We start from the raw sequence: 25,763 nt of genomic DNA, 5'->3' as shown, positions 1-25,763 counted from the left end.
TTGAAAGTATAGCTTAAACCTCAACTATTATTATTGTTGTTTATCATATTACTTCTGTTGTTTATAGATTTATTTTGATGATTTGATTTTTATAACGCAAACTTGTAATCTATTAAAACAGAAACAATGAAATATTTCTATTCAATTCTTTTGATTGCATTTTTAATGTTATCATGTAAAAACAACAAAGAAAATCAAGCCGAAAACAAAGCACCCAAAAAAGAAGTTGCTCAAGCAACAGAAACTATCCTTTCTGGCAATAAATCAATTAATATTGCTAAAAGTACTATTATTTGGAAAGGCCATAAAATATTAGGTAGTCATACTGGTGAAATCAAATTAAAAAATGCTGGATTAACTTTTGACAATGGAACTTTAACTAAAGGTAGTTTTATAGTAGACATGAACACAATTAAAGCTGTTGAACTTATGAAAGATGGAGATGATGATGATGATGAAAATAATGAAGGAGAAGAGCATGATGATAGAGATGATTTAGCAAATCACTTAAAAAATGAAGATTTTTTTGATACTAACAAATACCCTGAAGCTATTTTTACAATTAAACAAGCTACTAAAAACGGTAATTCTTATAAAATAACAGGAGATATGACTATCAAGGGAATTACGAAAGAAATCTCTTTTGATGCTACTATTTCTGAACAAACTCTAAAATCTCATTTAAAAATTAACAGAACCGACTTTGGAATAAAATATGGTTCAGGTTCTTTTTTCAAAAACTTAGGTGACAATATAATTAAAGATCAATTTGATTTAATTATTTCTTTAGTTATTGAGTAATACTTTTTCTTTAATTTTTGATAATTTTTAAAGATGTCGTTATTTTCAACACCTCTTAATTCCTTAAAATAACGACAAAAAACCGAAACAATTTGTTTCGGTTTTTTTTATATAATTAAACAGCTTTTATTAATAATTCTGCTGTTGCTGGATTTGTTGCTAAAGGTACATCATGAACATCACACAAACGTAATAGCATTGAAATATCAGGTTCGTGAGGGTGCTTTTCATGTGGATCTCTAAAAAACAGCACCATATTACATTTACCTTCTGCAACTCTACTCGCTATTTGTGCATCACCTCCATAAGGACCAGATAAGTATTTTGTCACTTCAAAACCAGCCTTTTCTACTTTAGACCCTGTTGTTCCTGTTGAAATTAATTTAATATTCTTCTGATGTAAAATTACTTGATTCTCATTTAAAAACTGAACCATTTCGGCTTTCTTACCATCGTGTGCTATTATTGCTATTTCCATATAATCTATTTTAAATAAAAAATTCCCGCATTTGATGCGGGAATACAATTTACAAAATATTTTATGCTTTTATAACGACGCAGAATATTCTAATAGGTCAACAATCTTAGTTGCATATCCAAACTCATTGTCATACCAAGATATAACTTTAAAAAAGTTCTCATTTAACTCTAAACTTGCATCAGCATCAATAACTGAAGTTCTTGTTTCAGATACAAAATCTTGAGACACAACCTCATCTTCTGTATAACCTAAAACTCCTTTTAACTCTCCTTCTGAAGCTTCTTTTAATGTTGCTAGGATATCTTGTAAAGAAGTCGATTTTTCAGTTCTAAATGTTAAATCTACTAAAGATACATCTGCTACAGGAACTCTTACAGCCATACCTGTTAACTTACCTAACATTTCCGGAATTACCTTGGTTACTGCTTTTGCTGCACCTGTAGAAGTTGGAATAATATTATTTACAACTGAACGACCTCTTCTCCATTTTTTATTAGGTCCATCTACAGTATTCTGAGTAGATGTAGCTGCATGCACAGTAGTCATTAAACCTTCTGTCATTCCATAAGCATCATTAATAACTTTTACTAATGGCGCTAAACAATTTGTAGTACAAGAAGCATTTGAAATGATAGTTTCTTCAGCTGTCATTTCAGTATGATTTACTCCCATCACATACATTTTTGCATCTTTTGATGGCGCCGAAATAATTACTTTTTTAGCCCCTCCTTTTATATGTAGCTCTGCTTTTTCTTTATCTGTAAAAAAACCTGTAGATTCTATAACATACTCAGCTCCTACTTCGTTCCACTTTAAGTTTTCAGGATTTCTATCAGCTGTAACACGAATAACCTTACCATTTACCACTAAATTCCCATCCTTTACCTCAACATCACCATCAAAACGTCCGTGAACAGAATCATACTTTAATAAATAAGCTAAATAATCGACATCTAATAAATCATTAATCCCAACTATCTCTATGTTATCTCTATTAATTGCCGAACGGAAAGCTAGTCTACCAATCCTTCCAAATCCGTTAATCCCTATTTTAATCATTTGTTTCTATTTTTGTGTTCTATGGGTCGTTTTTTTAATTTTATACGCCCCACTTGCTTAATAAAGTGAACCTACAAATATAAAACTTATCCGAATAAAAAAACCTGATAGCTTTAAAAACTATCAGGTTAATGTTTTGAATTTAACAAATTTTTATAAAGATGCTGAATATTCTAATAAGTCAACAATTTTAGTAGCATATCCAAACTCATTGTCATACCAAGATACTACTTTAAAGAAGTTACTATTTAACTCTAAACTCGCATCTGCATCTACTATTGAAGTTCTTGTATCAGAAACAAAATCTTGTGATACAACTTCATCCTCTGTATAACCTAAAATTCCTTTTAACTCTCCTTCTGAAGCTTCTTTTAAAGCTTTTTTGATTTCTTCTAAAGAAGTAGCTTTTTCTGTTCTAAAAGTTAAATCTACTAAAGAAACATCAGCTACAGGAACTCTTACAGCCATACCTGTTAATTTACCTTCTAAGGCAGGAATTACTTTTGTTACTGCTTTTGCTGCTCCTGTAGAAGCAGGAATTAAGTTATTAAGAACAGATCTTCCTCTTCTTCTATCTTTATTTGGTCCATCTACTACTCCTTGTCCAGAAGTTGCAGCGTGTACTGTAGTCATTAATCCTTCTACAATTCCAAAGTTTTCATCTAACACTTTAGATAATGGTGCTAAACAATTTGTTGTACAAGACGCATTAGACATTACAGTTTCATCAGCAGTCATTTCTGTGTGGTTTACTCCCATCACATACATCTTAGCATCTTTAGATGGTGCTGAAATAAATACTTTCTTTGCTCCTCCTTTTAAATGTAAACCTGCTGCTTCTTTTGTTAAGAAGAAACCTGTAGATTCTATTACGTAATCAGCTCCAGCTTCATCCCATTTTAAATTTTCAGGGTTTCTTTCTGCTGTTACTCTTATTTGTTTTCCATTAACAATTAATTGACCGTCTTGTACCTCAACATCACCATCAAAACGCCCGTGAACAGAATCATACTTTAATAAATATGCTAAATAATCTACATCTAGTAAATCGTTTATTGCAACTACTTCTACATTAGCTCTATTTATTGCTGCTCTAAAGGCGATTCTTCCTATCCTACCGAATCCATTAATTCCTATTTTTATCATACTTACTATTTTAATTACTAAATTTTACGTGGTCATTATATCAGAAACTCTTAAAAGTTCCTTATTAATCTCATTTTGACCTTTTATTGCTTTCTCTAAATCTATCGTTTCTATCTCATTATTGTTGAGTCCAACCATTAAATTTGTTTTTCCATCGATTAACAACTCAACAGCTTTCACTCCCATCCTACTTGCTAAAACTCTATCAAAACAAGATGGTGTTCCTCCTCTTTGCATATGCCCTAAAACAGATACTCTTACTTCATAGTCTTCTAAATTCTCTTCTACATAGTCAGCTAATTCAAAAACATTTTTACCTGTTTTATCTCCTTCTGAAACCACTACAATACTTGAAGACTTTCCTGCTCTTCTACTCTTTTTTAAAGATTCTAATAACCTATCCAATCCTAAATCTTCTTCTGGAATTAAAATCTCTTCAGCACCTGCTCCAACACCTGCATTTAACGCTATAAAACCAGCATCACGTCCCATAACCTCAACAAAAAACAACCTATTATGTGAAGATGCGGTATCTCTAATTTTATCTATAGCGTCTACAGCTGTATTCAAAGCCGTATCATACCCTAAAGTGTGAGTAGTTCCAAAAATGTCGTTATCAATTGTTCCTGGGATTCCTATTATTGGGAAATTATACTCTTTATTAAACACAACCCCTCCTGTAAAGGATCCATCTCCTCCAATTACAACAAGAGCATCAACATTATTTTCTAGTAGGTTTTCGTATGCTTTTTTACGTCCTTCTTCAGTTCTAAACTCTTTAGACCTTGCAGACTTTAATATAGTACCTCCTTTATGAACTATATTATTTACACTTCTGGCTGTTAAAGGAATCATATCTCCTTCAATCATTCCTTGATATCCTCTATATATTCCTACACATTCAGTTCTATAATAAGCACAAGCTCTAACAACTGATCTAATTGCTGCATTCATTCCTGGCGAGTCTCCACCAGAAGTCATTACTGCTATTTTTTTTATTTTTCTCATAAATCTCAGGTTCAAAATTAAATAAATATAGTGCTTCTCTAACAAAAAACTGCGAAATCGTTTTCGACTTTAATAGCAATTTAACGTTTGAAAATATTTAATTACATTAGCCAATAAACCAAAAAATTATGACTTTAACCACTATTGATTATATAATCATTGTAGGATTTTTTATAATCTCTTTACTTATAGGAGTTTGGGCTTCTAAATCTGCAGGGAAAAATAGTTCCGAATTCTTTTTATCTGGTAGAAATATGCCTTGGTGGTTATTAGGAGTATCTATGGTTGCAACAACCTTTGCCGCAGATACTCCTGGACTGGTTACTGAACTTGTTAGAAAAAATGGTGTTTCTGGTAACTGGGTATGGTGGGCCATGTTACTTACTGGTATGCTTACTGTTTTCTTTTATGCTAAGCTTTGGAGAAAATCGGGTATTACAACCGATTTAGAATTTTATGAATTACGATACTCTGGTAAAACAGCTAGTTTTTTACGAGGTTTTAGAGCTATATATTTAGGAGTTATCTTCAATATTATAACCATGGCTGGAGTTTGTTTAGCTGGAGCAAAAATTGCAAATATATTATTAGGTATTTCTCAAGGAGAAATGCTTTTATATTCTTCTATAATTGTAGTGATTTATTCTTCATTAGGAGGTTTAAAAGGTGTCTTACTTACCGATTTTGTTCAATTTTTAATTGCTATGGTAGGGTCAATATGGGCTACTATTTATATTGTAAACCTTCCAGAAATCAATGGTCTTTCTAACTTATTATCGCATCCAAATGTTAGTTCTAAATTAGCAATGCTACCTGATTTTTCTAATACAGAAGCTTTAATTACATTATTTATCATTCCTTTTGCTGTTCAATGGTGGAGTACTTGGTATCCTGGAGCTGAACCTGGTGGAGGTGGTTATATTGCTCAACGAATGCTAGCTGCTAAAGATGAAAAGAATGCTACTTGGGCTACTTTATTTTTCAACTTTGCGCACTATGCTTTACGTCCTTGGCCATGGATTATAGTTGGATTAGCTTCATTAATCATATTCCCTTCTTTAGAAAGTATGAATCAAGCCTTTCCAAGTCTAACTACAGAAATGCAAGGTCACGATGTTGGATATGCTGCAATGATGACTTATTTACCTGCTGGTTTATTAGGTATTGTACTAACATCATTAATCGCTGCTTTTATGAGTACAATTTCTACACAGTTAAATTGGGGTAGTTCTTATTTAGTAAATGATTTTTATAGCCGATTTATCAATAAAGATGCTTCAGAAAAACAAAAAGTAATCATCGGAAGAATATCAACAGTTTTATTAATGTTATTTGCTGCTCTTTTTTCTTTTTATTTACAATCGGCAAAAGATGTTTTTGATTTATTACTTCAAATAGGTGCTGGAACTGGTTTACTATTTATTTTACGATGGTTTTGGAGTAGAATAAATCCTTATAGTGAAATAGCTGCAATGGCTATCTCTTTCTTTATTGCTGTTTTCTTTTTTATCAATGGTAAAATGGAAACTCCAATGATTGAAATAGCTGGTTATTGGCAATTAATTATAGGTGTTTTAATTACTACTGTTGGATGGGTTTTAGTTACTTTTTTAACTTCTCCAACTGATCAAAACACAATAAATAATTTTAATCAATTAATTTTTGAAGGAGAAGATAAGTTTAAAAATATTGGTGCTAAAATTGTTGGATTTATAACTGGTACTATTGGAGTGTATAGTTTTCTATTTGCAACTGGAAACTGGATTTACGGAAAAACTTTAATTGCTATTATACTCTCTGTTTTAACACTAGGTTGTATTATAGTTTTACGTAAGATATGGAAACATATTTCTTAAGTTAGCATATAACAAACAATAAAAAAGCTCCAAGATTTACATTTTGGAGCTTTTCTTTTACTTTATTACTTTTTTGTGATTGGATATTATTTCCTGTACCCTTTCTTTTTCATAAACTGAAGGATACAACTCTTTTATGATTGAATGATATTCATAATCTATAGCTAAGGCATTTTTCAAATGCGTTAAACTATATTCCTCTTTATCTAAAATCATAAATAATCCACATAAGCGATATTCTACCTCTGCAAATTCTTTATATATCTTTTTAGCTTTAATCAAAACTTTTAAAGCTTGGTTAAATTCTCCTAAGAACAATAAGATATCTGTTAAAGCTATATAGATTTCAATTTCTTTATCTCCTAACTCAATACAGTTATAAAAAGCTTTTACTGCTTCTTCATAAAAGTTTAATTTTAAATTAATATCTCCATACTTCCTCCAATATAGAGCATTACTTTCATCTATTTGTATTGCTTTATTAATATAGTATAATGCTTTTTGAAAATTTTCATTGCTATAACAAGCATTTGTTAACAGAATCCACCCTCTATCTAAAAGAGGATCTTCATGTACTGCTTTTTTATAGAAATGAATTGCTGTATGAATATTATTTAACTTTTCATAACACTCCCCTATTCTTACATACGCATAAGCAGTAGGATCATCTAATTCTAATGTTATCAAATAATTTTCAATAGCCTCTTCAAAACGATCTAGTTTTTCTAAAGTTTTAGCTTTCTCTAAATACCCTCCAATGAAGCTATCATCTATAAGTACAGCATAATCAAATGAAGTTAAAGCTTCTTTAAACATTCCTATTTCAAAATATTGCCTTCCTAATTGATGCCAAGCGACTTCACAATAAGGATTTTTATCTAAATAAGAATTTAAGAATTTTATAGCATCTTCATGGTTTCCTTGCATATCAAAACAATACACAATATTATACAGTGAAGAATAATCTTCATAATCAACATCAATACATTTAGCAAAGTTTAAACGAGCATTTTCAAAATCGTCTAAATACAAATATTCCATTCCCAACATAGACCATATATCTACAGGGTCTTCAATGTATTGTAAAGACTCTTTTAGTATTGAAATAGCTTCTATATGTTTTTTCTTTTTTGATAAAATAACAGCTTTCTGAATGTACACCTCATCGTTATGAGGTTCTACTGCTTCAATGTTTGTTAACATCTTTACAGCTTCCTCTAATTCATCTTCGAATATTAAAAGTTCAACTTTCATGAGTTTAAGTTGAATTGAAGTAGGATGCTGTTCTAACCCCAGCTGTACAGCTTTTTTTGCCAATGAATGTTTACCTATATTTAAGTAATGCTCTATAATTGTTTCAAACTCAGCAGCATCAAAAAAATATACATCATTGGTTTTTAACATTGATTCAAATTTTGATAATGACATAGGCAACAGATTTGAATTTATATAAATTTACTACAAGAACAGTGCCTTTTTACTCAAATCTCTTTTTGTTTTCAACAATTTAATTAACAATTTCAACTAGGAATTCCCTAGCTATTTTAGGTATTTGAAAGAACAAATTATTTTTCTATATTTGAAAGGATTAAAGAAATCTACAAAAAATTAAAATCTAATTTTAAACAAAAAATCATGAGTAAATTTGACGAAAAAGTAGAACTGTATAAAAAGTTTATGGACGATAGAGATATCCGTTCTAACACTGATTTATTAAAGGCTGTGACAAAAGGATTAGGGCCATCTATCTATAAAAAAGATGCTGAAACTGTTTCAGGTTCAGACCCTAAAGAATTGGAAACTGTTAAGAAGAACTTCTTAATGAAAAAATTAGGTTTAGATGATAGTCCTGAATTAGACAAAGCTATTGACGACGTTATGGAAAGAATTGGAAGATCTGAAAGAAATAAGTATCGTGCAGTTGTATACTACATGCTTACTAAGAAATTTGATAAAGAATCTGTTTACGGAATGTAAAAATCTCTTTATGTATATAAAAAATAAAGTCCTGTATTCAATAAATACAGGACTTTTTCTATTTTAGCCGTCAACAAACAACCTATATTATGTCGCAATTTATTAGTGTTTTCGATATGCTAAAAATTGGCGTTGGTCCTTCTAGTTCACATACTTTAGGGCCATGGAGAGCCGCACAACAATGGATTAAAAAACTAAAAGACAATGATCTTTTTGATAACATTGATGGTATTAGAATTGATTTATACGGTTCTTTATCTTTAACTGGTAAAGGACACGCTACCGATTTATCTGTGTTATTAGGGTTAAGCGGTACCGATCCTGAGTACATTCCTGTAGATGATATAGACACAATTATCAATAAAATAAAAACTACTACTCGTTTAGATTTTAACGCAGAGAAAACGATTGTATTTTCAACTGATAATGTTGTTTTTAATAAAGACTTTTTGCCATTTCATTCTAATGGACTAACTTTTAGAGGTTTTTCTAAAGGAAAAGAAATATCTACAGAAACGTATTACTCTATTGGTGGTGGTTTTGTTGTTCAAGAAGATCTAAGTGAATCTGCCGATACAGAAATAAACAAAAAGAACTTTCCTTTTCCTATAAATAGAGCTACAGAACTAGAAGAGTATTGTGAAAATGAAGGAAAAAATATTTCTGATATTGTTTTTCAAAATGAATTAATTCTAAACGATGAGAATCATATTAATTCTGAATTAAAACGCGTTTGGGATACAATGCTTGAATGCATGTATATAGGATGCCATACCGAAGGAGTTTTACCAGGAGGTTTAAACGTAAAAAGAAGAGCCTTTGAAACTCATCAAAAATTAATAAAAGGAGCTACCTACAACAGTAAAGGAGAATGGCTTACAGCTATTAGAGGTACTGAGGTAAAATTTAGAGAAATACTTAAATGGGTTAGTTGTTTAGCCTTATCGGTAAATGAAGTAAATGCTTCTCTAGGTAGGGTTGTTACCGCTCCTACAAATGGAAGTGCGGGAGTAATTCCTGCTGTTTTAATGTACTACCTAGTAATTGAAAACCATGATGGAGATTTTGAACATATTAAAAAGTTCTTACTAGTTGCTGGAGAAATTGGTAGTATTTTTAAGAAAAACGCAACAATCTCTGCTGCTATGGGTGGATGTCAAGCCGAAATAGGAGTCTCTTCTGCTATGGCTGCAGCTGCTCTTACTGAACTATTAGGAGGAACTCCTGGACAATGTTTAGTTGCTGCTGAAATAGCAATGGAACACCATTTAGGACTTACTTGCGATCCTATTGGAGGATTGGTACAAGTACCTTGTATAGAACGTAATGCCATGGGAGCTATTAAAGCTATTAATGCTGCTGAAATGGCTTTAGAAACCAACCCAAAAGAATCTTTAGTTCCTTTAGACAAAGTTATTGATACCATGTGGGAAACTGCTAAAGATATGAACCGTAACTATAAAGAAACCTCAGAAGGAGGTTTAGCAGTTACTGTTGGTTTAGCAGATTGTTAAAAATTATATATAAAATGAGTTTATAAGAAATAACACTTCTTATAAACTCATTCTCATATTTATCAAGTTCTTTTTGAAATTTACTTTTTCGTAAGCTCTAATTGCTCCATGATTTTCTGCATATACATCAAGTCTTACTTCAGAAACATTTTTCGAAAGTATCCATGTATTTAAAGCTTCAACTACTTTTTTGTTCACTCCTTTTCCTCTATGAGTAGCTTTTACATACATAAAACCTAAATAAGCAAACTTATCAAATTTGAAGTACGATTTTGGTATCACAATTCTAGCATAACCTGAGCCTATTATCTCATCGTTTTCAACTGCTACCATTACCTCAACTTCATCAGATAAAATCATAGCTTTAATATCATAATAAGATATTTTTCCTTCTTTTAAGGTTTCATCAAAAGGGCGCTCTGCCTTAATCAACTCTTGTTCAAAATCGAGTAAAATAGGTAAGTCTTCTAAATTTGCTTTTCTTGTTGTAATCATTCTTTATCTTTTTCAACATTAATAAATCCAAGGTAAATAAATAAGATTATTAAATAAACTACATGCAATACACTTAATGGACTATCATTAAACAAATCGTAAATAATCTTTAAAATACCTATTGAAATCAATAATAAAATAATTTTACTTTTCTTATCTATTGATTTTATAATAGATATTAGAGAGAAATATAGAACTAAAATACAACCTATAAAGTTTAACCATAAATAACTTATTATTGACTGTCCTCCTTCTTGCTCTAATTTATAAATACCAAAGTAATATATTAAGCAAATTATAATCTGTGTCAACAACGCACCTCCAAATACCGAATTTCCTTTTACTTTTTTAAAGAAAAATGCTAACAAGAAAATTCCTAATACGTTTCCATAAAAAATGGATCCAATAATATTTACTAACTGGATTAAATTATCAAATAAATTGGCGACACAAGCAACTAGAATAGCTAACAATCCCCACCCTAACGTAAACCATTTAGACATTTTTACATAATGCTCTTCACTATATTCTTTAGTTACATTACGTTTGTATAAATCGATTGCTGTGGTAGATGCTAAAGCATTTAATTCTGATGCTGTAGACGACATAGCTGCCGATAAGATTACAGCCAGTAATAAACCTATTAATCCTTTAGGTAAATTATGCAATATAAAATGAATAAAAACATAGTCTTTATCATTTGTTTCTACCTCTGTATTTGCCTTTTTAATTATAGCTTTTGCATCAGCTTTTAAACTCTTATCTTGTTCATTTAACTCTTGAAGTTGTTTTTTGTTCTCTTCTGTTAAACCTTCAAATATTAATGTCCTTTTGCTATTCTCTATTTGAATATGCTTTAGTTGTAGTTCTTTATATTCATTAGCGTATTGAGATTTCTCAACAACTTCATTTGCTTTTGGATTAAAGTTTAAAGGCGAAGCATTAAACTGATAAAAAACAAATACCATTACCCCTACTAACAGAATAAAAAACTGCATTGGAACTTTTAACAAACCGTTAAAAATTAATCCTAATTGACTTTCTCTAGCTGACTTTCCTGATAAATATCGTTGTACCTGACTTTGATCAGTACCAAAATAAGAAAGCATTAAAAAAGTACCTCCTAAAATACCTGTCCAAACTGTATAACGATTGTTCAAATCCCAAGAAAAATCAAGCACCTTCATTTTATCTGAAGCACCTGCTATTTCTAAAGCTTTTGTAAATGTAATTCCATCAGGTAAGTATTGAAGTATAAGGTAAAAAGCAATAAACATTCCTGCAAAAATTACAGCCATTTGTTGCTTCTGTGTAACACTTACTGCTTTGGTTCCTCCAGAAACTGTATAAACAATTACTAAAAATCCTATGATAATATTTAGCGTTATCAAATCCCATCCTAAAACAGCCGATAAAATAATGGCTGGTGCAAAAATGGTAATCCCTGCTGCTAAACCTCTTTGAATTAAAAATAAAATTGCGGTAAGCGTTCTTGTTTTTTTATCAAAACGACCTTCTAAATACTCATAGGCCGTATAAACCTTTAATTTATGATAGATAGGTATAAAAACTAAGCAAATAATAACCATAGCAATAGGCAGTCCAAAATAGAATTGCACAAAGCCCATTCCACTATGGAATGCTTGTCCAGGAGTTGATAAAAAAGTAATGGCACTCGCTTGAGTTGCCATTACAGATAGACCTATAGTCCACCATTTACTTTCGTTTCCACCTTTAATATACTCTTCTACATTTTTGCTTCCTCGTGTTTTCCAAACACCATAAAATACAATAAACAATAATGTTAAAGAGAGTACAATCCAATCAATTGTTTGCATAATTAACTAGTATATAAATTTGTAATAATGTAAAATATTGATATATAAATCAGGTTTGCAAACAGTACTAGCGTGTACTCTTTTTTCCAAGTATATTTTTGTTGACTCATTTATTTGTTTGGTTTATCGAAAAAACTATCAGCCAATGATGCTTGACTTAATAATGGTAATTTAAATTCAGTTGGTTCTCCTCTTGGAACAGTAGGATTCCCTTCTTCATTTTTCTGGTACCAAGTTATTGATTTTGGTAATAAGAAACCGTTAACATTTTCCCAATCATTATATCTAATTAGACTAAACTTATCAGATGGTTTCTTACTAAAATAAGTAACTGTATACCCTAACCAAGTCATTTCTTTAGTTGTTGGATCGTAATATATAAAATAGTTATCATCTGGAGAAGAACCTATAGCTCCTTTATAAGATATTTTAACTCCTGGGTATTTTTTTCCTTCAAACTCTATTGGTTTTGTTTCAGAATAAACTATTCCATCATCTGCTAATACAAAAGGCATTGCATAAAAATAGAAATATAAGTTATAGTAAAACTTTGGATCTTTTTTATAAGCAGTAGTATCAGATACCCATACATCTTTTCCATTATATCCTAAAGAGTATTCAGGTGAATTAATTACTGTTTTTCTTGAATGTAAGTCAATTGTATGTTCTTCCTTATTTAAAGTATATGATAACGTTTTCATTTTATTCCACTCCTCAATTCCTCCATGCTTTTTGAAAACCTCTGTTAATTCTTCAGGAAATTTTTTCTCTTTAACTTCAGTTGATGTAGCTTCTTCTTTTTGAGTTTCTTTTTTAGATTCATTCTTACATCCTATAGAAACAATAGCAATAGCTATTAATAAAACTAGTTTTTTCATTTTAAATAATGTTTATGTTGATGCAACATACGTCGTATATTGAAGGTAAACTTACATAAGTTTATGAATATAAAAAACAAAAAACGCCCAATTAGGCGTTTTTGTGACATTGCATTTTTTAGTTTTTTACTTCGGTTAGAGTAAAACACTCATTTTGTTTTCTTTTTTCATATAATTTTCCCTGACGACGCGATACGAACCCCCATTCATATCTAACTCACTTAAGAGCTTAATTTTTAACCAAGACAAAGATATTTTATGATTTCAACAACTTGGTAAGTGTTTCACTTACTTTTAGTAAGTGTTTCACTTACTTTTTATTTACACTTGTCAAAACCTTTGTTTTACAAACATTTATCTTTGTTAATTAGCATTTTCTTAACATTTCAAAAAATAATGTATATTTGCTGCTTATGATGAAAATAAATTTACATATCGCTATTTGGCTAATGAAGCCAACTTGTAGTTTTCGTGAAGTTGTTGATGGGCAATTTTACAAAAGCGGACGTAATATGTTTATTTCTGACAATTTTCGAATATGATTTAGCATAAAAATAACACTATATAAAGCGTCCAACTTAAATTGGACGCTTTTTTTTATAATTTTTTTAAAAATATTGGCATTTTAATTTAAACATATAAAAAGTAAACCTTGACTCATAAACAACTGAACTACAAACTGTTGCTAACAAGCTAAAATCTAGATAATATCTGGACAGGCCCCCTACACCTTAAAAACAACCTAACATATTGAAAATCAATAAAATAACTATTGATTTTTCTTGTTTATATCAAAACATTTTGTATATTTGTATCGTAATCATTTGAAAGGTATTTGAGTGATTATTTAACAAATTAATATTTAAAAATTATGAAACTATTTTATTTAAACCCAATGATCGAAAGACTATCTAAAGGAGGAGATGGCAGTTACATAAAAATGAGTAAGGATGTTTATTGTAAAAAGCAATATTTAATGATGAGTTAGCAACAAATCAATAATATAGTATATATACAAAAGGCGCCTTGAAAAGGGCGCCTTTTTTTATGAAAAGAAACAAAAACGAACACAGTAAAAAAAAGCACAAAAAACTTGTACAATTCGTTATTTTTCACTATCTTAATTGGACGAAATTGAAAGCTATGAAAACATTAAAATTGCACAAACTAAATGAAAAAGGACGTTTACTCATTAAACAACAACGCTTACTAAAATTGTGTTCGTTTACACAATCTATGTCACTATTTTAGTGATAGAATCAACTAGCGTTCATTAAAAAATTGCAAAACGCTTCCTTTATTATGACAAAGTAGAATTCCTGAAGTCTGTTGTACTCAATAGGCCTTAGTAGTAATAAGTCTTCACGAGTTGATGTTCCATATCAACTTAATTCTACAAACTACCCAAATTTCTTGGGCTAGATGACTATTGCCTTGATTTTTCCGAGGCTAAAATAATCGAACATAACCAATTCGATACTATAACAGCTGCATATGCGGCATGGAAAACTAATGTCAAATATTAAAAATTGAAAATTATGAAAACTTTAAAAACTACTTTACTAATCAGCATGCTAATCCTTTTAACAACTAGTTGTACAGACTTAACAAAAGACGATTTAGTTCCTGAAACTAATAACATAGAATTAACTACTACCAACACTGGACTTCCAGGAGACGGTGGAAATACTCAAAATGGAGACTCTGGTATCAATACTGGTGGTGGTAACAACCAAGATACAGGTGGTGACGATGGAACTGACGGTGATGGTGATGGTGGAAAAGGAAATTAATTCTTTTATAAATACAAAAGCCTTTAACAAATGTTAAGGGCTTTTTTTTTAGATTTGCTTAAAACCAACAACTATTGAAACCTCTTAAAACAATACTTGCTTTTATACTTTCATTATATTTAGGAAATATAACGTGTTTTTCTGCCTCTGAAAAATATCTTCAATTAGAAAACGACAGTATTAAAATTTGGCTAAAAAAGGTAAAGAATAAAAAATTAGACAGTACTTCCAAGTCTCAACTTTTAAAAAAATCTTATAAATATGTTTTAAGCAAAAACAAACCTCTTCCGTTAGAGCTAAGTTCAATTGCTTATGAATATTACAATTTGAAAGATACTACTTCATTTTTTAAAATAAATAAAGAAGCCTTAAACTCTGCTATAAGAAACAAGCATACATACGCTACAGGTGACGCCCATTGGAATTATGCTACATACTACCTACGCCTTGAAATTTTCGACAAAGCCTATTTTCATTTTAACAAAGCCTACGAAAATTTCATAAAAGAAGATTATAAAAAGGAAGCTGCTGAAATACTATATGGAATGGCTAGGATTAAAGGTTTTAATAGAGATTATACTGGTAGTGAAGTCCTAAATATTAAAGCTATAGAATTATTTAAAGAATTAAAGGACTTTAAAAGACTCTACAGGGCATACAATCATTTAGGTTTTTTACAAAATGATATTAAAAAATATGATAGAGCTCTATTCTATTATTCTAAAGCTATTTTTTACTTAAATAAAACAGAATACAAAAATAAATATTACGAAATATTATTAAATAACATTGGTAGGGCACATTTTAAGAAAAAAGATTACCATAAAGCCATAGAATATTATAATAAAGCTCTTAAAATTAATAAACAAAAACAAAACTTAGCTAGACTTTTAAATAATAGAGCTTATTGCAAACTATTAATGAAAGATACCACTAGTATTAAAAAAGATTTTTTTAAAGCTTTAACAATCCGAGATAGCATAGGAGATAAAACTAATATTTTAAGTTCAAAGATATCTATATCTGATTATTATAAATATATTAAAGATACCATCAATGCCTTAAAATATGCTAAAGAAGCCAACACACTAGCCAAACAAATAAAAAACGGTGGTGATTATTTAACTACTTTAAATCAACTTGCCAATTTAGACAAACAAAATTCTAAAAAATATTTAGATCGCTACATAGAGTTTAATGATAGTTTGATTAGTGCTGAACGTAGAATACAAAATAAATTTACCCGTATTGAGTTTGAAACCGATGAATATATTGCAGAAACCAAACGTTTAAATCAACAACGTATTTGGATAATAGTTACTAGTATTGGTGGTATTCTTATTTTAAGCTTACTTTATTTTTTACGTGTTCAAAAGGTAAAAAACGAAAAACTTCGCCTAGAAGCTGAACAGCAAAAAGCTAATGAGGAAGTATATGTATTAACACTACAACAACAAGCAAAACTTGAAGAAGAAAAAGTTAAAGAGCGTAACCGAATTTCAGAAGAATTACACGATGGTATTCTTGGAAAACTCTTCGGTACACGTTTTGGTTTAGGATTCTTACCTCTTAAAGGTGATGATCAAACACTTGAAAAACACCAATCTCTTTTAAACGAATTACAAGAAATTGAAAAAGAAATTAGAGAAGTTTCTCATAGACTAAGCGATAATTTTGATAGTTCTAATATTAACTTTACCAGTATTATTGAACAATTATTAAAAGATAAAAGCATCATTGGTAACTTTAATTATAAGTTTTCTTTTGATAAAAATATTGCTTGGAAAGACATTAATGAAGTTACCAAAGCCAATGTTTATAGAATTATACAAGAAGCTTTGCAAAATATTATAAAACATGCAAAAGCAAAAAACGTTACTTTAGTGTTCTCTAACGAAAACCAAAACCTAATTATCAATTTAAAAGACGACGGCGTTGGCTTTAACCCCAAAAAAGGTAAAAAAGGTATTGGAATGAAAAACATAAAATCGAGAGTAGAAAAATTAAACGGTACAGTACAGTTTTTATCGGAAGTAGATAAAGGTACTGCCCTATTAATTACAACCCCTTATAAAATGAATAATGAATAGTAAAAAATACACTGCTTTAATTATTGATGATCATCCATTAATTTCTGAAGCCTACAAAAGTGCTTTTAATTACATTGATCAACAAAACGAACACATTACATTTGAAATACATGTTGCTCATAATTGCGACACCGCTTATGATCTTATAAAGCAACATGCTGATATTTCTAAAAAGGTAGATATCATTTTTTTAGATATGCGATTACCCGCTTCTTCCGATGGTACTATTTTATCTGGTGAGGACTTAGGTTTAAAAATAAACGCAATGTTGCCTGACGCTAGGATAATTGTTTCTACTACTTTTAACGATAACTATAGGGTTCATAGTATTTTTAAAAACATTAATCCTGATGGTTTTTTAGTTAAAAATGACATTACTCCTCAAGAATTGGTAACTGCTATACAAGAAGTACTAAACGATCCTCCTTACTATAGTAAAACCATTACTAAACTTCTTAGAAACGAAGTTACCAGTGAGTATCTAATTGACGATTGGGACAGAAAAATGTTATATGAATTGTCTATTGGTACTAAAATGAAAGATTTACCTGACATCATCCCGCTTTCTTTTGCTGGTATTGAAAAAAGAAAACGTCAAATCAAACAAATGTTTGGTGTAAATAGCTCTGACGATAAAGATCTTATCTTAATGGCTAGAGATAAAGGCTTTATTTAAGCTTTTTAAGCACTTTTAACCCGTCTACCTCATACTAACCCATTTAAAAGAAGTTAGTGCGTCCCCCATGAGTATAGTCATCCCCTTTCCCTACACTTATGCTCTGTTTAGTTTTTAAGGTACTTTTACTTTAAAACTTCTATTCTATTTTTTCAACAATAAAAAAGCCACAGTTCAATACTATATTAAACTGTAGCTATAAATATTTTATTTGAAGTTTTTATAGGCGTTCGTCGATAATACTTTGTACTACTTCAGGATTCAACAAGGTAGAAACATCTCCTAAATTATCTAACTCGTTATGCGCTATTTTACGTAAAATTCTTCGCATAATTTTACCTGAACGTGTTTTTGGCAATCCAATCGTGAATTGGATTTTATTCAATTTGGCAATAGGTCCAATATGCTCAGTTATAATCTGATTAATTTCTTTACGTAAATTATCATGATTTCTTCCTTCTCCTACATCTTTTAATATTACATAACCATACAATGCATTTCCTTTTACATCATGTGGATATCCTACAATAGCACTCTCTGCTACTGCTGGATGCTCATTGATAGCATCTTCTATTGGTGCTGTTCCTAAATTATGTCCTGACACAATAATTACATCATCTACTCTACCAGTTATTCTATAATAACCAACTTCATCACGTAAGGCTCCATCTCCTGTAAAATACTTATTTTCAAAAGCAGAGAAATAGGTGTCTTTATAACGCTGATGATTTCCCCAAATAGTTCTTGCCATAGATGGCCATGGATATTTTACACACAAGCGTCCATCTACTTGATTTCCTACTATTTCTTTTCCATTTTCATCCATTAACGCTAATTGCACTCCTGGCAATGGTAATGTTGCATAGGTTGGTTTTGTTGGAGTCACATAAGGTATTGGAGAAATCATCATTCCGCCAGTTTCTGTTTGCCACCAAGTATCTACAATAGGGCTTTTCTTTTTTCCTACATTGTCATTATACCAATGCCATGCCTCTTCATTTATAGGTTCTCCTACAGTTCCTAAAACTTTTAGAGAAGATAAATCATACTTATCAACAAATTCTAACTTTTCCTTTGCTAAAGCTCTAATAGCCGTTGGTGCTGTATAAAACTGATTTACCTTATGTTTTTCTACTATTTCCCAAAAACGTCCAAAATCTGGGTAGCTTGGCACTCCTTCAAACATTACTGTAGTTGCACCATTAGCTAAAGGACCATAAACTATATAACTATGTCCTGTAATCCAACCAATATCGGCAGTACACCAATACACGTCATTTTCTTTATAATTAAATACATTTTTAAAAGTATATGCTGAATATATCATATATCCCGCTGTAGTATGTAACATTCCCTTTGGGCTTCCTGTTGAACCTGAAGTATATAAGATAAATAAAGGATCTTCTGCTTTTACAATTTCTGGTTCACAAAAATCTGACGCTTCTTCTAATAATGGTTGTAGCCATTTATCGCGACCTTCTTTCATTTGAATGTCAGTATTAATTCTTTTTGCTACTAATACTGTTTCAACACACTCACAATCATTCAACGCTTCATCTACAATTCCTTTTAAATCGATTGTTTTTGCTCCTCTGTAAGATCCATCAGAAGTAATTACCATTTTCGCTTCACAATCATTTATTCTAGTTGATAATGCTGTTGATGAAAAACCTGCAAATACTACCGAATGCACCGCTCCTATTCTAGCACATGCTAATACAGAGATAGCTAACTCTGGAATCATTGGTAAATAAATACAAACTCTATCTCCTTTTTGTACCCCATTTTCTTTTAAAACATTAGCAAACTTACATACTCTCTTATATAATTCTTTATAGGTAATATGTTCAGCTGCTTCTTTGGGGTCATTGGGTTCAAAAAGAATCGCTGTTTTATCTCCTCTAATTTGTAAATGACGGTCAATACAGTTTTCTGTTATATTTAATTCTGCTCCATCAAACCATTTTACTTCTGGTTTTGAAAAATCGTATTCTAAAACAGAATCCCATTTTTTTCTCCAAACGAAGTGTTCTTCTGCTATTTCTTCCCAAAATAATTCAGGGTTTCGTACTGATCTTCTGTAAACTTGAAAATATTCCTCTAAGGTTTTTACATGGTAGTTACTCATTATTTGCTATTTTTTTGGCGAACTAATCTACAATTTTTTAAAATTTTATAATAGTTTTTATCTAAAAAAGCTTTTAAGAAATGCTATTTTATTATTTTCGATTTTCTATGGATTTTCTCATACTAACATTTTTACAAAACTGGCATATTGTTTTGTTATTCTTTACAGTTGCTGTGTTATACTCATCTGTAGGCTTTGGTGGAGGTTCAAGTTATTTAGCCATTTTAGCACTAACTGGTTTAGCTTTTTCTCAAATTAGAGCTACGGCTTTATTGTGTAATATTATGGTTGTAAGTGGAAATGTTTTTTTATACATCCAAAGTAAAAAATACAATTGGAAAAAAGTACTTCCATTAGTATTATTTAGCGTTCCTTTAGCTTTTATTGGAGGCTATTTACGCATAAGTAAAACCTTCTTTTTTATACTTCTAGGGTTTACTTTGTTATTTGCTGCGATTACCATGTGGATTTCTAAAAAAATAGTTTCTTCTGAAGCTGAGTCGAAATCTTTAAGTATTTCTAAAAATGCTAGTTATGGTGGTATTATTGGTTTTATTTCTGGTATGGTAGGTATTGGCGGTGGAATTTTCTTAGCACCTTTACTTCATTTAACTAATTGGGATAGCCCTAAAAAAATTGCCGCCACTGCTAGTTTTTTTATTTTATTAAATTCTATTGCTGGATTAATTGGACAGTATACAAATCCTGAATTTACAATCAATTGGCATTTGACTTCTATTTTATTAATCACTGTTTTTATTGGTGGTCAAATTGGTAGTAGAATGAGCACCAGACTATTTAGTCCTATTCAATTAAAAAAGGCAACCGCTTTACTGATTGCCTTTGTTAGTATTCGTATTTTACTTAAATACTTGTTTTAACTATTTCTTTTTCGCTTTCATTGCTCTTCCTCCTTGATATAAGGTTAATGCATCAACTACTCCTTCATCATTAGTATGAAATTCTATACTTGCTTTTACTACTTTTAAAAAGAATTTATTATTAGTCTCTGCAAATATTTCAAACTCTGGCTGTCCTGTTGCTTGTGCAAATATTTGGTTATTTTTAGTTCTTATTGTAATTATAAAATTCGGTTGTAACTCATAAGCTCCTTTATATTTTTTTAAAATATCAGCTGCTACTTTTATTTCTTTTTTCTCTTTTGGAGCTTTTTTATTTACCCATACTCCTTTTTCTTTATTAATTCTATTCTTGAAAAGTGCTTCTTTTTTCCCTCTTTTATCAGAAAATTCATATTCTATAAATCCATCTTCAAAAGAAAAATTAGTTGCTGAGGTTGGATAAATTTTAAAATCTTTACTACTACCTTCTCTTTTACTATACAATTGATTATCTTTTAATGTAATATATCTTACAACATCATTATCAAATTGATAGGCTCCAACCCATTTTTTTAATTCTTCATTCGATAATTTAACCACGTTCTTTTTATCAAACTTAGGTTTACCTATTACCAAAGCCGCTATTTCTGTAGCGCTGTTCCTTGGTGAAATACATCCACAGTTTGAGAATGCTATTACATATACGTTTTTACTTGGCACATAAATTCCCATTGATTTATATCCTGGTATAGAACCTCCATGTTCTATTGTTGGAATATCTTTGATTTCATCTAAACTCCAACCATATCCATAATTTATCTTTTTTCCATTGTTTAGAATATAATTTTTAAAAGCCTTAGTTATTGTCTCTTTTTTTACCAATGTATTATTTGTTATAGCCGTTTGCCATTTTAGCATATCATCTACATTAGACATAATTGATCCTGCTGCATAGGGTAAAGTTAAGCTTATATATTGCGCATTAGAAAATACATCACCTCTTCGATTATACCCATACGCTCTATTTTTAATTAACTCCGTTTGACTTCCATAATACGATGAGTTCATATTTAGTTTATCAAAAATTCTTTCCTTGATAAACTTTTGATAGGTCATTCCACTAGCTTTTTCTATTATATAACCTAAAAGAAAATAACCTGAATTATTATACTTATACTTCTCCCCTGGTTCAAAATTCATTGGTTCATTTTTAAAGAAATCTATAAATTCTAAAGGTTTTTTATGAAGTGTAGCTACTTTTCCAAACTCTTTCATTGAAGTATAACTCTTAATACCTGAAGTATGTGTTAATAAATGATGAATTGTTATCTTTTTTCCATGAGTTGGATAATCAGAAATAAACTTAGTTATATCATCCTCTAAGCTTAGTTTACCTTCTTCTAATAACATTAAAATAGCAACCGAAGTAAATTGCTTTGTTATAGACCCCACTTCAAAAACATTTTCCGGAATCATATCTACATCCAATTCTAAATTAGCTTTTCCAAATGCTTTTCTATAAATAACTTTTCCGCCTTTAGCTACCAGGGCAGCAACTCCAGCTTTGCTACTTTTAAAGTCTTTCTTTAAAATATCATCTATTTTTTGTTCTAAGTTTTGAGCTGTTATTATGCCTGTAAGCATAAAACAAAGAACAACAATTCCGTATTTAATTATGTTTCTCATAGGTTAGGTATTTGATTTATAAAAATTAGACGATGGTCAAAAAAAATAGTTACATTCCTTTCTTAAAAAGAAAAAAGCAACATAAATATGTTGCTTTTCTTGTTGTTTGTTTTTGTTACGCTTTTCTTTTTTATCCTAACCAAGCATTCATCATCCATAAAGTTTTTTCTTGCTCTGCTATAAAATCACTCATCATAGAATTTGTTCCTTCATCATCAGCTTCATCAGATAATTCTAATATAGTTCTTTCTATTTTTAACAACTCCGATAGTGAATCTACCACTAAAGTAACTGCCTCTACATCGTTAGATATATTCTTACCTACTTTTACTTTTGACAATTCCGTATAATCGCTAAAAGTATGTAATGGTGTTCCTTGTAATGTTAATATTCTTTCAGCTATTAAATCTACTTTCTCTTGAGCATCAGTATAAAACTCTTCAAATTTCACATGCAATTCAAAAAAGTTTTTTCCCTTAATATTCCAATGTAAACCTCTTACATTTTGATAATACACCTGAAAGTTTGCTAACAAACTATTTAATTCTTTAACTAATTCCTCTGTTTTATTTTTATCTAAACCTATAACTGTTGTATTCATTTTTTATCTTTGTTTTTCTAATTTTTCTGAGTCAAAATTAGGCCAACTTTTATTCAAAAAACTATAAATTCTATTGATAGTTTTAATATCTTTATCGAAAATTTTTATACATGACTATAACACAACTAAAATATACCTTATCTGTTGCTGAGTATAAAAACTTTACAATTGCTGCCGAGCATTGTTTCGTTACTCAACCAACATTAAGTATGCAAATACAAAAATTGGAAGAAGAATTAGACGCTAAAATATTTAACCGTTCTAAAAAACCTATCGAGTTAACTGAAGTTGGTAAAAAAATAGTAGAACAAGCAAAAGTTATTGTCGATGAAAGCAATCGTATTCTAGACATTGTACACCAACAAAAAGGTTATGTTGGAGGTGAATTCAAACTTGGAATAATTCCTACTATAATGCCCACTTTACTACCTATGTTTTTAAAAACATTTAGTAGAAACTATCCTAAAGTTCAATTAATCATAGAAGAATTAACTACCGAGGAAATTGTTAGAAAATTAATGGATGGTCATATTGATGCTGCTTTAGCTGCAACTCCATTAGAAAACGAAGCTATTAAAGAACGTGTTTTATATTACGAACCTTTTGTAGGGTTAATACCACACGAACATCGTTTATTTGAAAAAAAGAAAATTGAAGTTAACGACTTAGAGGTTGACGATATCTTATTATTAGAAGACGGACATTGCTTTAAAGATAGTGTTATTAACCTATGTAGAACTGACAAAAGAAATTCTAAAAATCATTTCCAACTAGAGAGCGGAAGCTTTGATACTTTGATTAAATTATCTAAAGATGGATTAGGTATGACTTTATTACCTTATTTAAATACTTTGGATTTAAACGAAAAAGACAAAGAGCACCTTAGAGAATTTGAAACTCCACCTCCAGCTAGAGAGGTTAGTTTGATTTATCATAAATCTCAATTAAAAATGCAGCTAATCGAAGCTTTAAAAAGTACTATTGATAGTGTTGTAAGAGGTGCTATAGCTTTTAGCGATGTAGAAATAATTAGTCCTTTAAACAAAGGATAATAAATAAAAAAATCCCGCATGTAGCGGGATTTTTTATTTAAAATTTATACTCTGATAATGGTTTTGGAAAATCTTCAGGATTTGCCGCTAAATGATAACGAGGGTCATCAATAGCTTCCTCTATCACATCTGAGAAAATTGGACTTGCCTTATATAATAATACTTTACAGTCTTCACTTAAATGTTTTAAAACAACTTTTTTTCCTGCTGCTTGATATTTTTCAACTAAAGCGAAAATAGCCTCGATGGCTGAGTGATCAGAAACTCTAGATTCAACAAAGTCAATCTCAACTCTATCAGGATCGTTTTTTATATCAAACTTTTCATTGAAAGCTGTAATACTTCCAAAAAACAAAGGTCCCCAAATTTCATAAACTTTAGTACCATCATCTTTCATACGTTTTCTAGCTCTAATTTTCTTTGCATTTTCCCATGAGAATACTAATGCACTAACAATTACTCCTACAAATACTGCAATAGCTAAATCGAAAATTACAGTAACCGCAGATACAATTATTAAAACAAAAGCATCTGATTTTGGAATCTTATTCATAATTCTAAAACTAGACCATGCAAATGTTTCAATTACCATCATAAACATTACTCCTACTAAAGCAGCAATAGGTACTTGTTCTATATACTTATCAGCAAATAAAATAAATGTAAGTAAAGTTAATGCCATCATAACACCTGACAATCTTCCTCTACCGCCAGCGTTGATATTAATTACTGTTTGTCCAATCATACCACAACCACCTGTTCCTCCAAACAATCCACTTACAATATTTCCAGCTCCTTGAGCAACACATTCTTTATTTCCATTTCCTCTAGAATCTGTTAACTCATCAACTAAATTCATTGTCATTAACGACTCAATTAAACCAACTGATGCTGCTAAGAAAGCATATGGAAGAATAAATAATAAAGTATCCAAATTAAATGGTAAATTTTGCCATAATTCTAAGTTTGGTGTAGGGAATTTTCCAGATAATCCGTCTCCTCCACCTTCTCTAATGTAAGAACCAACTGTACTTACATCCATTCCAGATATAACAACAATTGCTGTAGTTATAATAATTGCAGTTAAAGCCGCAGGTACTTTCTTTGTAATTTTTGGAAGTCCCCAAATAATTGCCATTGTTAATAATACCAACCCAATCATGGTAAATAACTCTGTACCTTGCATAAATATGTTAGTATATTCTTTAACTCCTTCTGGTGAAATATTTAATTCTTTATGAGAAAACATTTTTACTTGAGCTATAAAAATTACAATTGCTAAACCATTTACAAACCCCATCATTACAGGATGAGGTATTAAACGTACAAAGCGTCCTAATTTTAAAACTCCTGCTCCAACTTGTATCAGCCCCATTAAAATAACAGCTCCTAATAAATAGTAATACCCCATATTATCTATTGGAGTATCAAAAAGCATCCCTTTTTTGTGTCCTTCAGCAATCATATGCACAAAAATAACCGCCACAGCTCCAGCTGCTCCTGATATTAATCCAGGTCTACCTCCAAAAATTGCAGTAATTAAACCAATAATAAACGCTCCTGAAAGTGCAACTAAAGGATCTATTTGAGCAACAAAGGCAAAAGCTACTACTTCAGGTATCATAGCTAACGAAACTGTAATCCCCGCTAAAGTGTCATCTTTAATGTTAATCTTCTTACTTTTAATGTATTTCATCATAATATCAACAGGTATATTCTAAAAGTTGGCAAATGTAAAGATAATTTTATTCATATAGTTTTATGTTTCATTAACTTTAATTTTGTGGACGTTTTTTTTTGCTTTATTTTTGAACGTTGAACTATCAAACCAATTTGATAGCA

21 protein-coding genes are annotated in these 25,763 nt (G+C 30.3%); 9 read left to right on the top strand and 12 right to left on the bottom strand.

What is annotated here, in order from left to right; genetic code table 11:
- Positions 1 to 126 precede the first annotated feature (126 nt).
- A complete protein-coding gene (locus ACOQN8_RS13370) occupies positions 127 to 801 on the top strand; it encodes a YceI family protein (RefSeq protein ID WP_420553058.1) in 675 nt (224 codons plus the stop codon).
- A 115-nt stretch (positions 802 to 916) separates the two neighbouring features.
- Here ACOQN8_RS13370 and ACOQN8_RS13365 read toward each other — a convergent pair whose 3' ends face one another.
- From ACOQN8_RS13365 to pfkA, 4 genes are all read right to left on the bottom strand, one after another.
- Positions 917 to 1,279 (bottom strand): methylglyoxal synthase, encoded by a 363-nt coding sequence (locus tag ACOQN8_RS13365; protein ID WP_272148826.1) that lies wholly within the window; start codon positions 1,277 to 1,279, stop codon positions 917 to 919.
- Positions 1,280 to 1,348: 69 nt separating this feature from the next.
- On the bottom strand, positions 1,349 to 2,341 hold the full coding sequence (gene gap, locus ACOQN8_RS13360; protein WP_420553057.1) for a type I glyceraldehyde-3-phosphate dehydrogenase: 993 nt from the start codon (positions 2,339 to 2,341) through the stop codon (positions 1,349 to 1,351).
- 153 nt (positions 2,342 to 2,494) lie between these two features.
- Positions 2,495 to 3,487, bottom strand: coding sequence for a type I glyceraldehyde-3-phosphate dehydrogenase (gap, locus tag ACOQN8_RS13355; RefSeq protein WP_420553056.1), 993 nt, complete (start codon positions 3,485 to 3,487; stop codon positions 2,495 to 2,497).
- Positions 3,488 to 3,511: 24 nt separating this feature from the next.
- Positions 3,512 to 4,495: a 6-phosphofructokinase gene (gene pfkA, locus ACOQN8_RS13350; RefSeq protein ID WP_272148821.1), complete on the bottom strand. Its 984-nt coding sequence runs from the start codon at positions 4,493 to 4,495 to the stop codon at positions 3,512 to 3,514.
- Between the two features lie 128 nt (positions 4,496 to 4,623).
- Here pfkA and ACOQN8_RS13345 point away from each other — a divergent pair, with 128 nt between their 5' ends.
- The gene (locus ACOQN8_RS13345) at positions 4,624 to 6,351 is read left to right on the top strand and encodes a sodium:solute symporter family protein (RefSeq protein ID WP_420553055.1); all 1,728 of its coding nucleotides are present in this window, start codon (positions 4,624 to 4,626) and stop codon (positions 6,349 to 6,351) included.
- A 57-nt stretch (positions 6,352 to 6,408) separates the two neighbouring features.
- Here the strand turns inward: ACOQN8_RS13345 and ACOQN8_RS13340 are convergent, their stop codons facing one another.
- Positions 6,409 to 7,779 (bottom strand): tetratricopeptide repeat protein, encoded by a 1,371-nt coding sequence (locus ACOQN8_RS13340; RefSeq protein WP_150899038.1) that lies wholly within the window; start codon positions 7,777 to 7,779, stop codon positions 6,409 to 6,411.
- Between the two features lie 207 nt (positions 7,780 to 7,986).
- On the opposite strand from ACOQN8_RS13340, the gene ACOQN8_RS13335 reads away from it, so the two are divergent.
- Positions 7,987 to 8,328 carry a DUF2853 family protein gene (locus ACOQN8_RS13335; protein ID WP_150899039.1) on the top strand — a complete coding sequence of 114 codons (342 nt, stop codon included), beginning with the start codon at positions 7,987 to 7,989 and terminating at the stop codon, positions 8,326 to 8,328.
- An 89-nt stretch (positions 8,329 to 8,417) separates the two neighbouring features.
- Positions 8,418 to 9,842 (top strand): L-serine ammonia-lyase, encoded by a 1,425-nt coding sequence (locus tag ACOQN8_RS13330; protein ID WP_420553054.1) that lies wholly within the window; start codon positions 8,418 to 8,420, stop codon positions 9,840 to 9,842.
- Between the two features lie 39 nt (positions 9,843 to 9,881).
- Here the strand turns inward: ACOQN8_RS13330 and ACOQN8_RS13325 are convergent, their stop codons facing one another.
- The 3 genes from ACOQN8_RS13325 to ACOQN8_RS13315 all read right to left on the bottom strand — a co-directional run bounded on the left by ACOQN8_RS13325 (position 9,882) and on the right by ACOQN8_RS13315 (position 13,053).
- Entirely contained in the window at positions 9,882 to 10,337 is a 456-nt protein-coding gene (locus ACOQN8_RS13325; RefSeq protein WP_420553053.1) for a GNAT family N-acetyltransferase, read from the bottom strand.
- On the bottom strand, positions 10,334 to 12,175 hold the full coding sequence (locus ACOQN8_RS13320) for a sodium:solute symporter family protein (RefSeq protein WP_420553052.1): 1,842 nt from the start codon (positions 12,173 to 12,175) through the stop codon (positions 10,334 to 10,336). Before ACOQN8_RS13320 ends, ACOQN8_RS13325 begins: the two co-directional genes overlap by 4 nt.
- 110 nt (positions 12,176 to 12,285) lie before the next feature.
- The gene (locus tag ACOQN8_RS13315) at positions 12,286 to 13,053 is read right to left on the bottom strand and encodes a hypothetical protein (protein ID WP_420553051.1); all 768 of its coding nucleotides are present in this window, start codon (positions 13,051 to 13,053) and stop codon (positions 12,286 to 12,288) included.
- A 1,538-nt stretch (positions 13,054 to 14,591) separates the two neighbouring features.
- On the opposite strand from ACOQN8_RS13315, the gene ACOQN8_RS13310 reads away from it, so the two are divergent.
- From ACOQN8_RS13310 to ACOQN8_RS13300, 3 genes are all read left to right on the top strand, one after another.
- Positions 14,592 to 14,846, top strand: coding sequence for a hypothetical protein (locus ACOQN8_RS13310; protein WP_420553050.1), 255 nt, complete (start codon positions 14,592 to 14,594; stop codon positions 14,844 to 14,846).
- Positions 14,847 to 14,920: 74 nt separating this feature from the next.
- Positions 14,921 to 16,936 (top strand): tetratricopeptide repeat-containing sensor histidine kinase, encoded by a 2,016-nt coding sequence (locus ACOQN8_RS13305; RefSeq protein ID WP_420553049.1) that lies wholly within the window; start codon positions 14,921 to 14,923, stop codon positions 16,934 to 16,936.
- Positions 16,929 to 17,612: a response regulator gene (locus ACOQN8_RS13300; RefSeq protein WP_420553048.1), complete on the top strand. Its 684-nt coding sequence runs from the start codon at positions 16,929 to 16,931 to the stop codon at positions 17,610 to 17,612. The genes ACOQN8_RS13305 and ACOQN8_RS13300 overlap by 8 nt, the downstream gene beginning before the upstream one ends.
- Positions 17,613 to 17,832: 220 nt before the next feature.
- Here the strand turns inward: ACOQN8_RS13300 and acs are convergent, their stop codons facing one another.
- Positions 17,833 to 19,740, bottom strand: a complete 1,908-nt coding sequence (gene acs / locus ACOQN8_RS13295; RefSeq protein WP_420553047.1) for an acetate--CoA ligase — start codon at positions 19,738 to 19,740, stop codon at positions 17,833 to 17,835.
- A 107-nt stretch (positions 19,741 to 19,847) separates the two neighbouring features.
- Here acs and ACOQN8_RS13290 point away from each other — a divergent pair, with 107 nt between their 5' ends.
- Positions 19,848 to 20,621, top strand: coding sequence for a sulfite exporter TauE/SafE family protein (locus ACOQN8_RS13290; RefSeq protein WP_420553046.1), 774 nt, complete (start codon positions 19,848 to 19,850; stop codon positions 20,619 to 20,621).
- On the opposite strand, the gene ACOQN8_RS13285 is transcribed toward ACOQN8_RS13290, so the two are convergent.
- Positions 20,622 to 22,268, bottom strand: a complete 1,647-nt coding sequence (locus tag ACOQN8_RS13285) for a serine hydrolase (RefSeq protein ID WP_420553045.1) — start codon at positions 22,266 to 22,268, stop codon at positions 20,622 to 20,624.
- Between the two features lie 130 nt (positions 22,269 to 22,398).
- Positions 22,399 to 22,869 (bottom strand): Dps family protein, encoded by a 471-nt coding sequence (locus ACOQN8_RS13280; RefSeq protein WP_150899050.1) that lies wholly within the window; start codon positions 22,867 to 22,869, stop codon positions 22,399 to 22,401.
- Between the two features lie 110 nt (positions 22,870 to 22,979).
- On the opposite strand from ACOQN8_RS13280, the gene ACOQN8_RS13275 reads away from it, so the two are divergent.
- Complete coding sequence (locus ACOQN8_RS13275; protein ID WP_150899051.1) at positions 22,980 to 23,921, top strand: hydrogen peroxide-inducible genes activator; 942 nt, start codon at positions 22,980 to 22,982, stop codon at positions 23,919 to 23,921.
- A 37-nt stretch (positions 23,922 to 23,958) separates the two neighbouring features.
- Here the strand turns inward: ACOQN8_RS13275 and ACOQN8_RS13270 are convergent, their stop codons facing one another.
- Complete coding sequence (locus ACOQN8_RS13270) at positions 23,959 to 25,620, bottom strand: SulP family inorganic anion transporter (RefSeq protein WP_150899052.1); 1,662 nt, start codon at positions 25,618 to 25,620, stop codon at positions 23,959 to 23,961.
- Between the last annotated feature and the right edge of the window lie 143 nt (positions 25,621 to 25,763).

Origin of the sequence: Tenacibaculum aiptasiae (assembly GCF_965221665.1) — a bacterium.
In the GTDB taxonomy this organism is placed as follows: domain Bacteria; phylum Bacteroidota; class Bacteroidia; order Flavobacteriales; family Flavobacteriaceae; genus Polaribacter; species Polaribacter aiptasiae.
The sequence above is the reverse complement of the archived record's forward strand: the minus strand, read 5'-3'. Positions and strand labels throughout refer to the sequence as shown.

Excerpts from the sequence above, each read along its gene's own strand:
- ACOQN8_RS13345 (WP_420553055.1), top strand. The coding sequence starts at position 4,624 with ATGACTTTAACCACTATTGATTATATAATCATTGTAGGATTTTTTATA.
- ACOQN8_RS13270 (WP_150899052.1), bottom strand. The coding sequence starts at position 25,620 with ATGATGAAATACATTAAAAGTAAGAAGATTAACATTAAAGATGACACT.
- ACOQN8_RS13310 (WP_420553050.1), top strand. The coding sequence starts at position 14,592 with ATGAAAACTTTAAAAACTACTTTACTAATCAGCATGCTAATCCTTTTA.
- ACOQN8_RS13340 (WP_150899038.1), bottom strand. The coding sequence starts at position 7,779 with ATGTCATTATCAAAATTTGAATCAATGTTAAAAACCAATGATGTATAT.
- ACOQN8_RS13365 (WP_272148826.1), bottom strand. The coding sequence starts at position 1,279 with ATGGAAATAGCAATAATAGCACACGATGGTAAGAAAGCCGAAATGGTT.
- acs (WP_420553047.1), bottom strand. The coding sequence starts at position 19,740 with ATGAGTAACTACCATGTAAAAACCTTAGAGGAATATTTTCAAGTTTAC.
- ACOQN8_RS13285 (WP_420553045.1), bottom strand. The coding sequence starts at position 22,268 with ATGAGAAACATAATTAAATACGGAATTGTTGTTCTTTGTTTTATGCTT.
- ACOQN8_RS13335 (WP_150899039.1), top strand. The coding sequence starts at position 7,987 with ATGAGTAAATTTGACGAAAAAGTAGAACTGTATAAAAAGTTTATGGAC.
- ACOQN8_RS13290 (WP_420553046.1), top strand. The coding sequence starts at position 19,848 with ATGGATTTTCTCATACTAACATTTTTACAAAACTGGCATATTGTTTTG.
- ACOQN8_RS13300 (WP_420553048.1), top strand. The coding sequence starts at position 16,929 with ATGAATAGTAAAAAATACACTGCTTTAATTATTGATGATCATCCATTA.
- gap (WP_420553056.1), bottom strand. The coding sequence starts at position 3,487 with ATGATAAAAATAGGAATTAATGGATTCGGTAGGATAGGAAGAATCGCC.
- ACOQN8_RS13315 (WP_420553051.1), bottom strand. The coding sequence starts at position 13,053 with ATGAAAAAACTAGTTTTATTAATAGCTATTGCTATTGTTTCTATAGGA.
- ACOQN8_RS13320 (WP_420553052.1), bottom strand. The coding sequence starts at position 12,175 with ATGCAAACAATTGATTGGATTGTACTCTCTTTAACATTATTGTTTATT.
- ACOQN8_RS13325 (WP_420553053.1), bottom strand. The coding sequence starts at position 10,337 with ATGATTACAACAAGAAAAGCAAATTTAGAAGACTTACCTATTTTACTC.
- ACOQN8_RS13280 (WP_150899050.1), bottom strand. The coding sequence starts at position 22,869 with ATGAATACAACAGTTATAGGTTTAGATAAAAATAAAACAGAGGAATTA.
- gap (WP_420553057.1), bottom strand. The coding sequence starts at position 2,341 with ATGATTAAAATAGGGATTAACGGATTTGGAAGGATTGGTAGACTAGCT.
- ACOQN8_RS13275 (WP_150899051.1), top strand. The coding sequence starts at position 22,980 with ATGACTATAACACAACTAAAATATACCTTATCTGTTGCTGAGTATAAA.
- pfkA (WP_272148821.1), bottom strand. The coding sequence starts at position 4,495 with ATGAGAAAAATAAAAAAAATAGCAGTAATGACTTCTGGTGGAGACTCG.
- ACOQN8_RS13370 (WP_420553058.1), top strand. The coding sequence starts at position 127 with ATGAAATATTTCTATTCAATTCTTTTGATTGCATTTTTAATGTTATCA.
- ACOQN8_RS13330 (WP_420553054.1), top strand. The coding sequence starts at position 8,418 with ATGTCGCAATTTATTAGTGTTTTCGATATGCTAAAAATTGGCGTTGGT.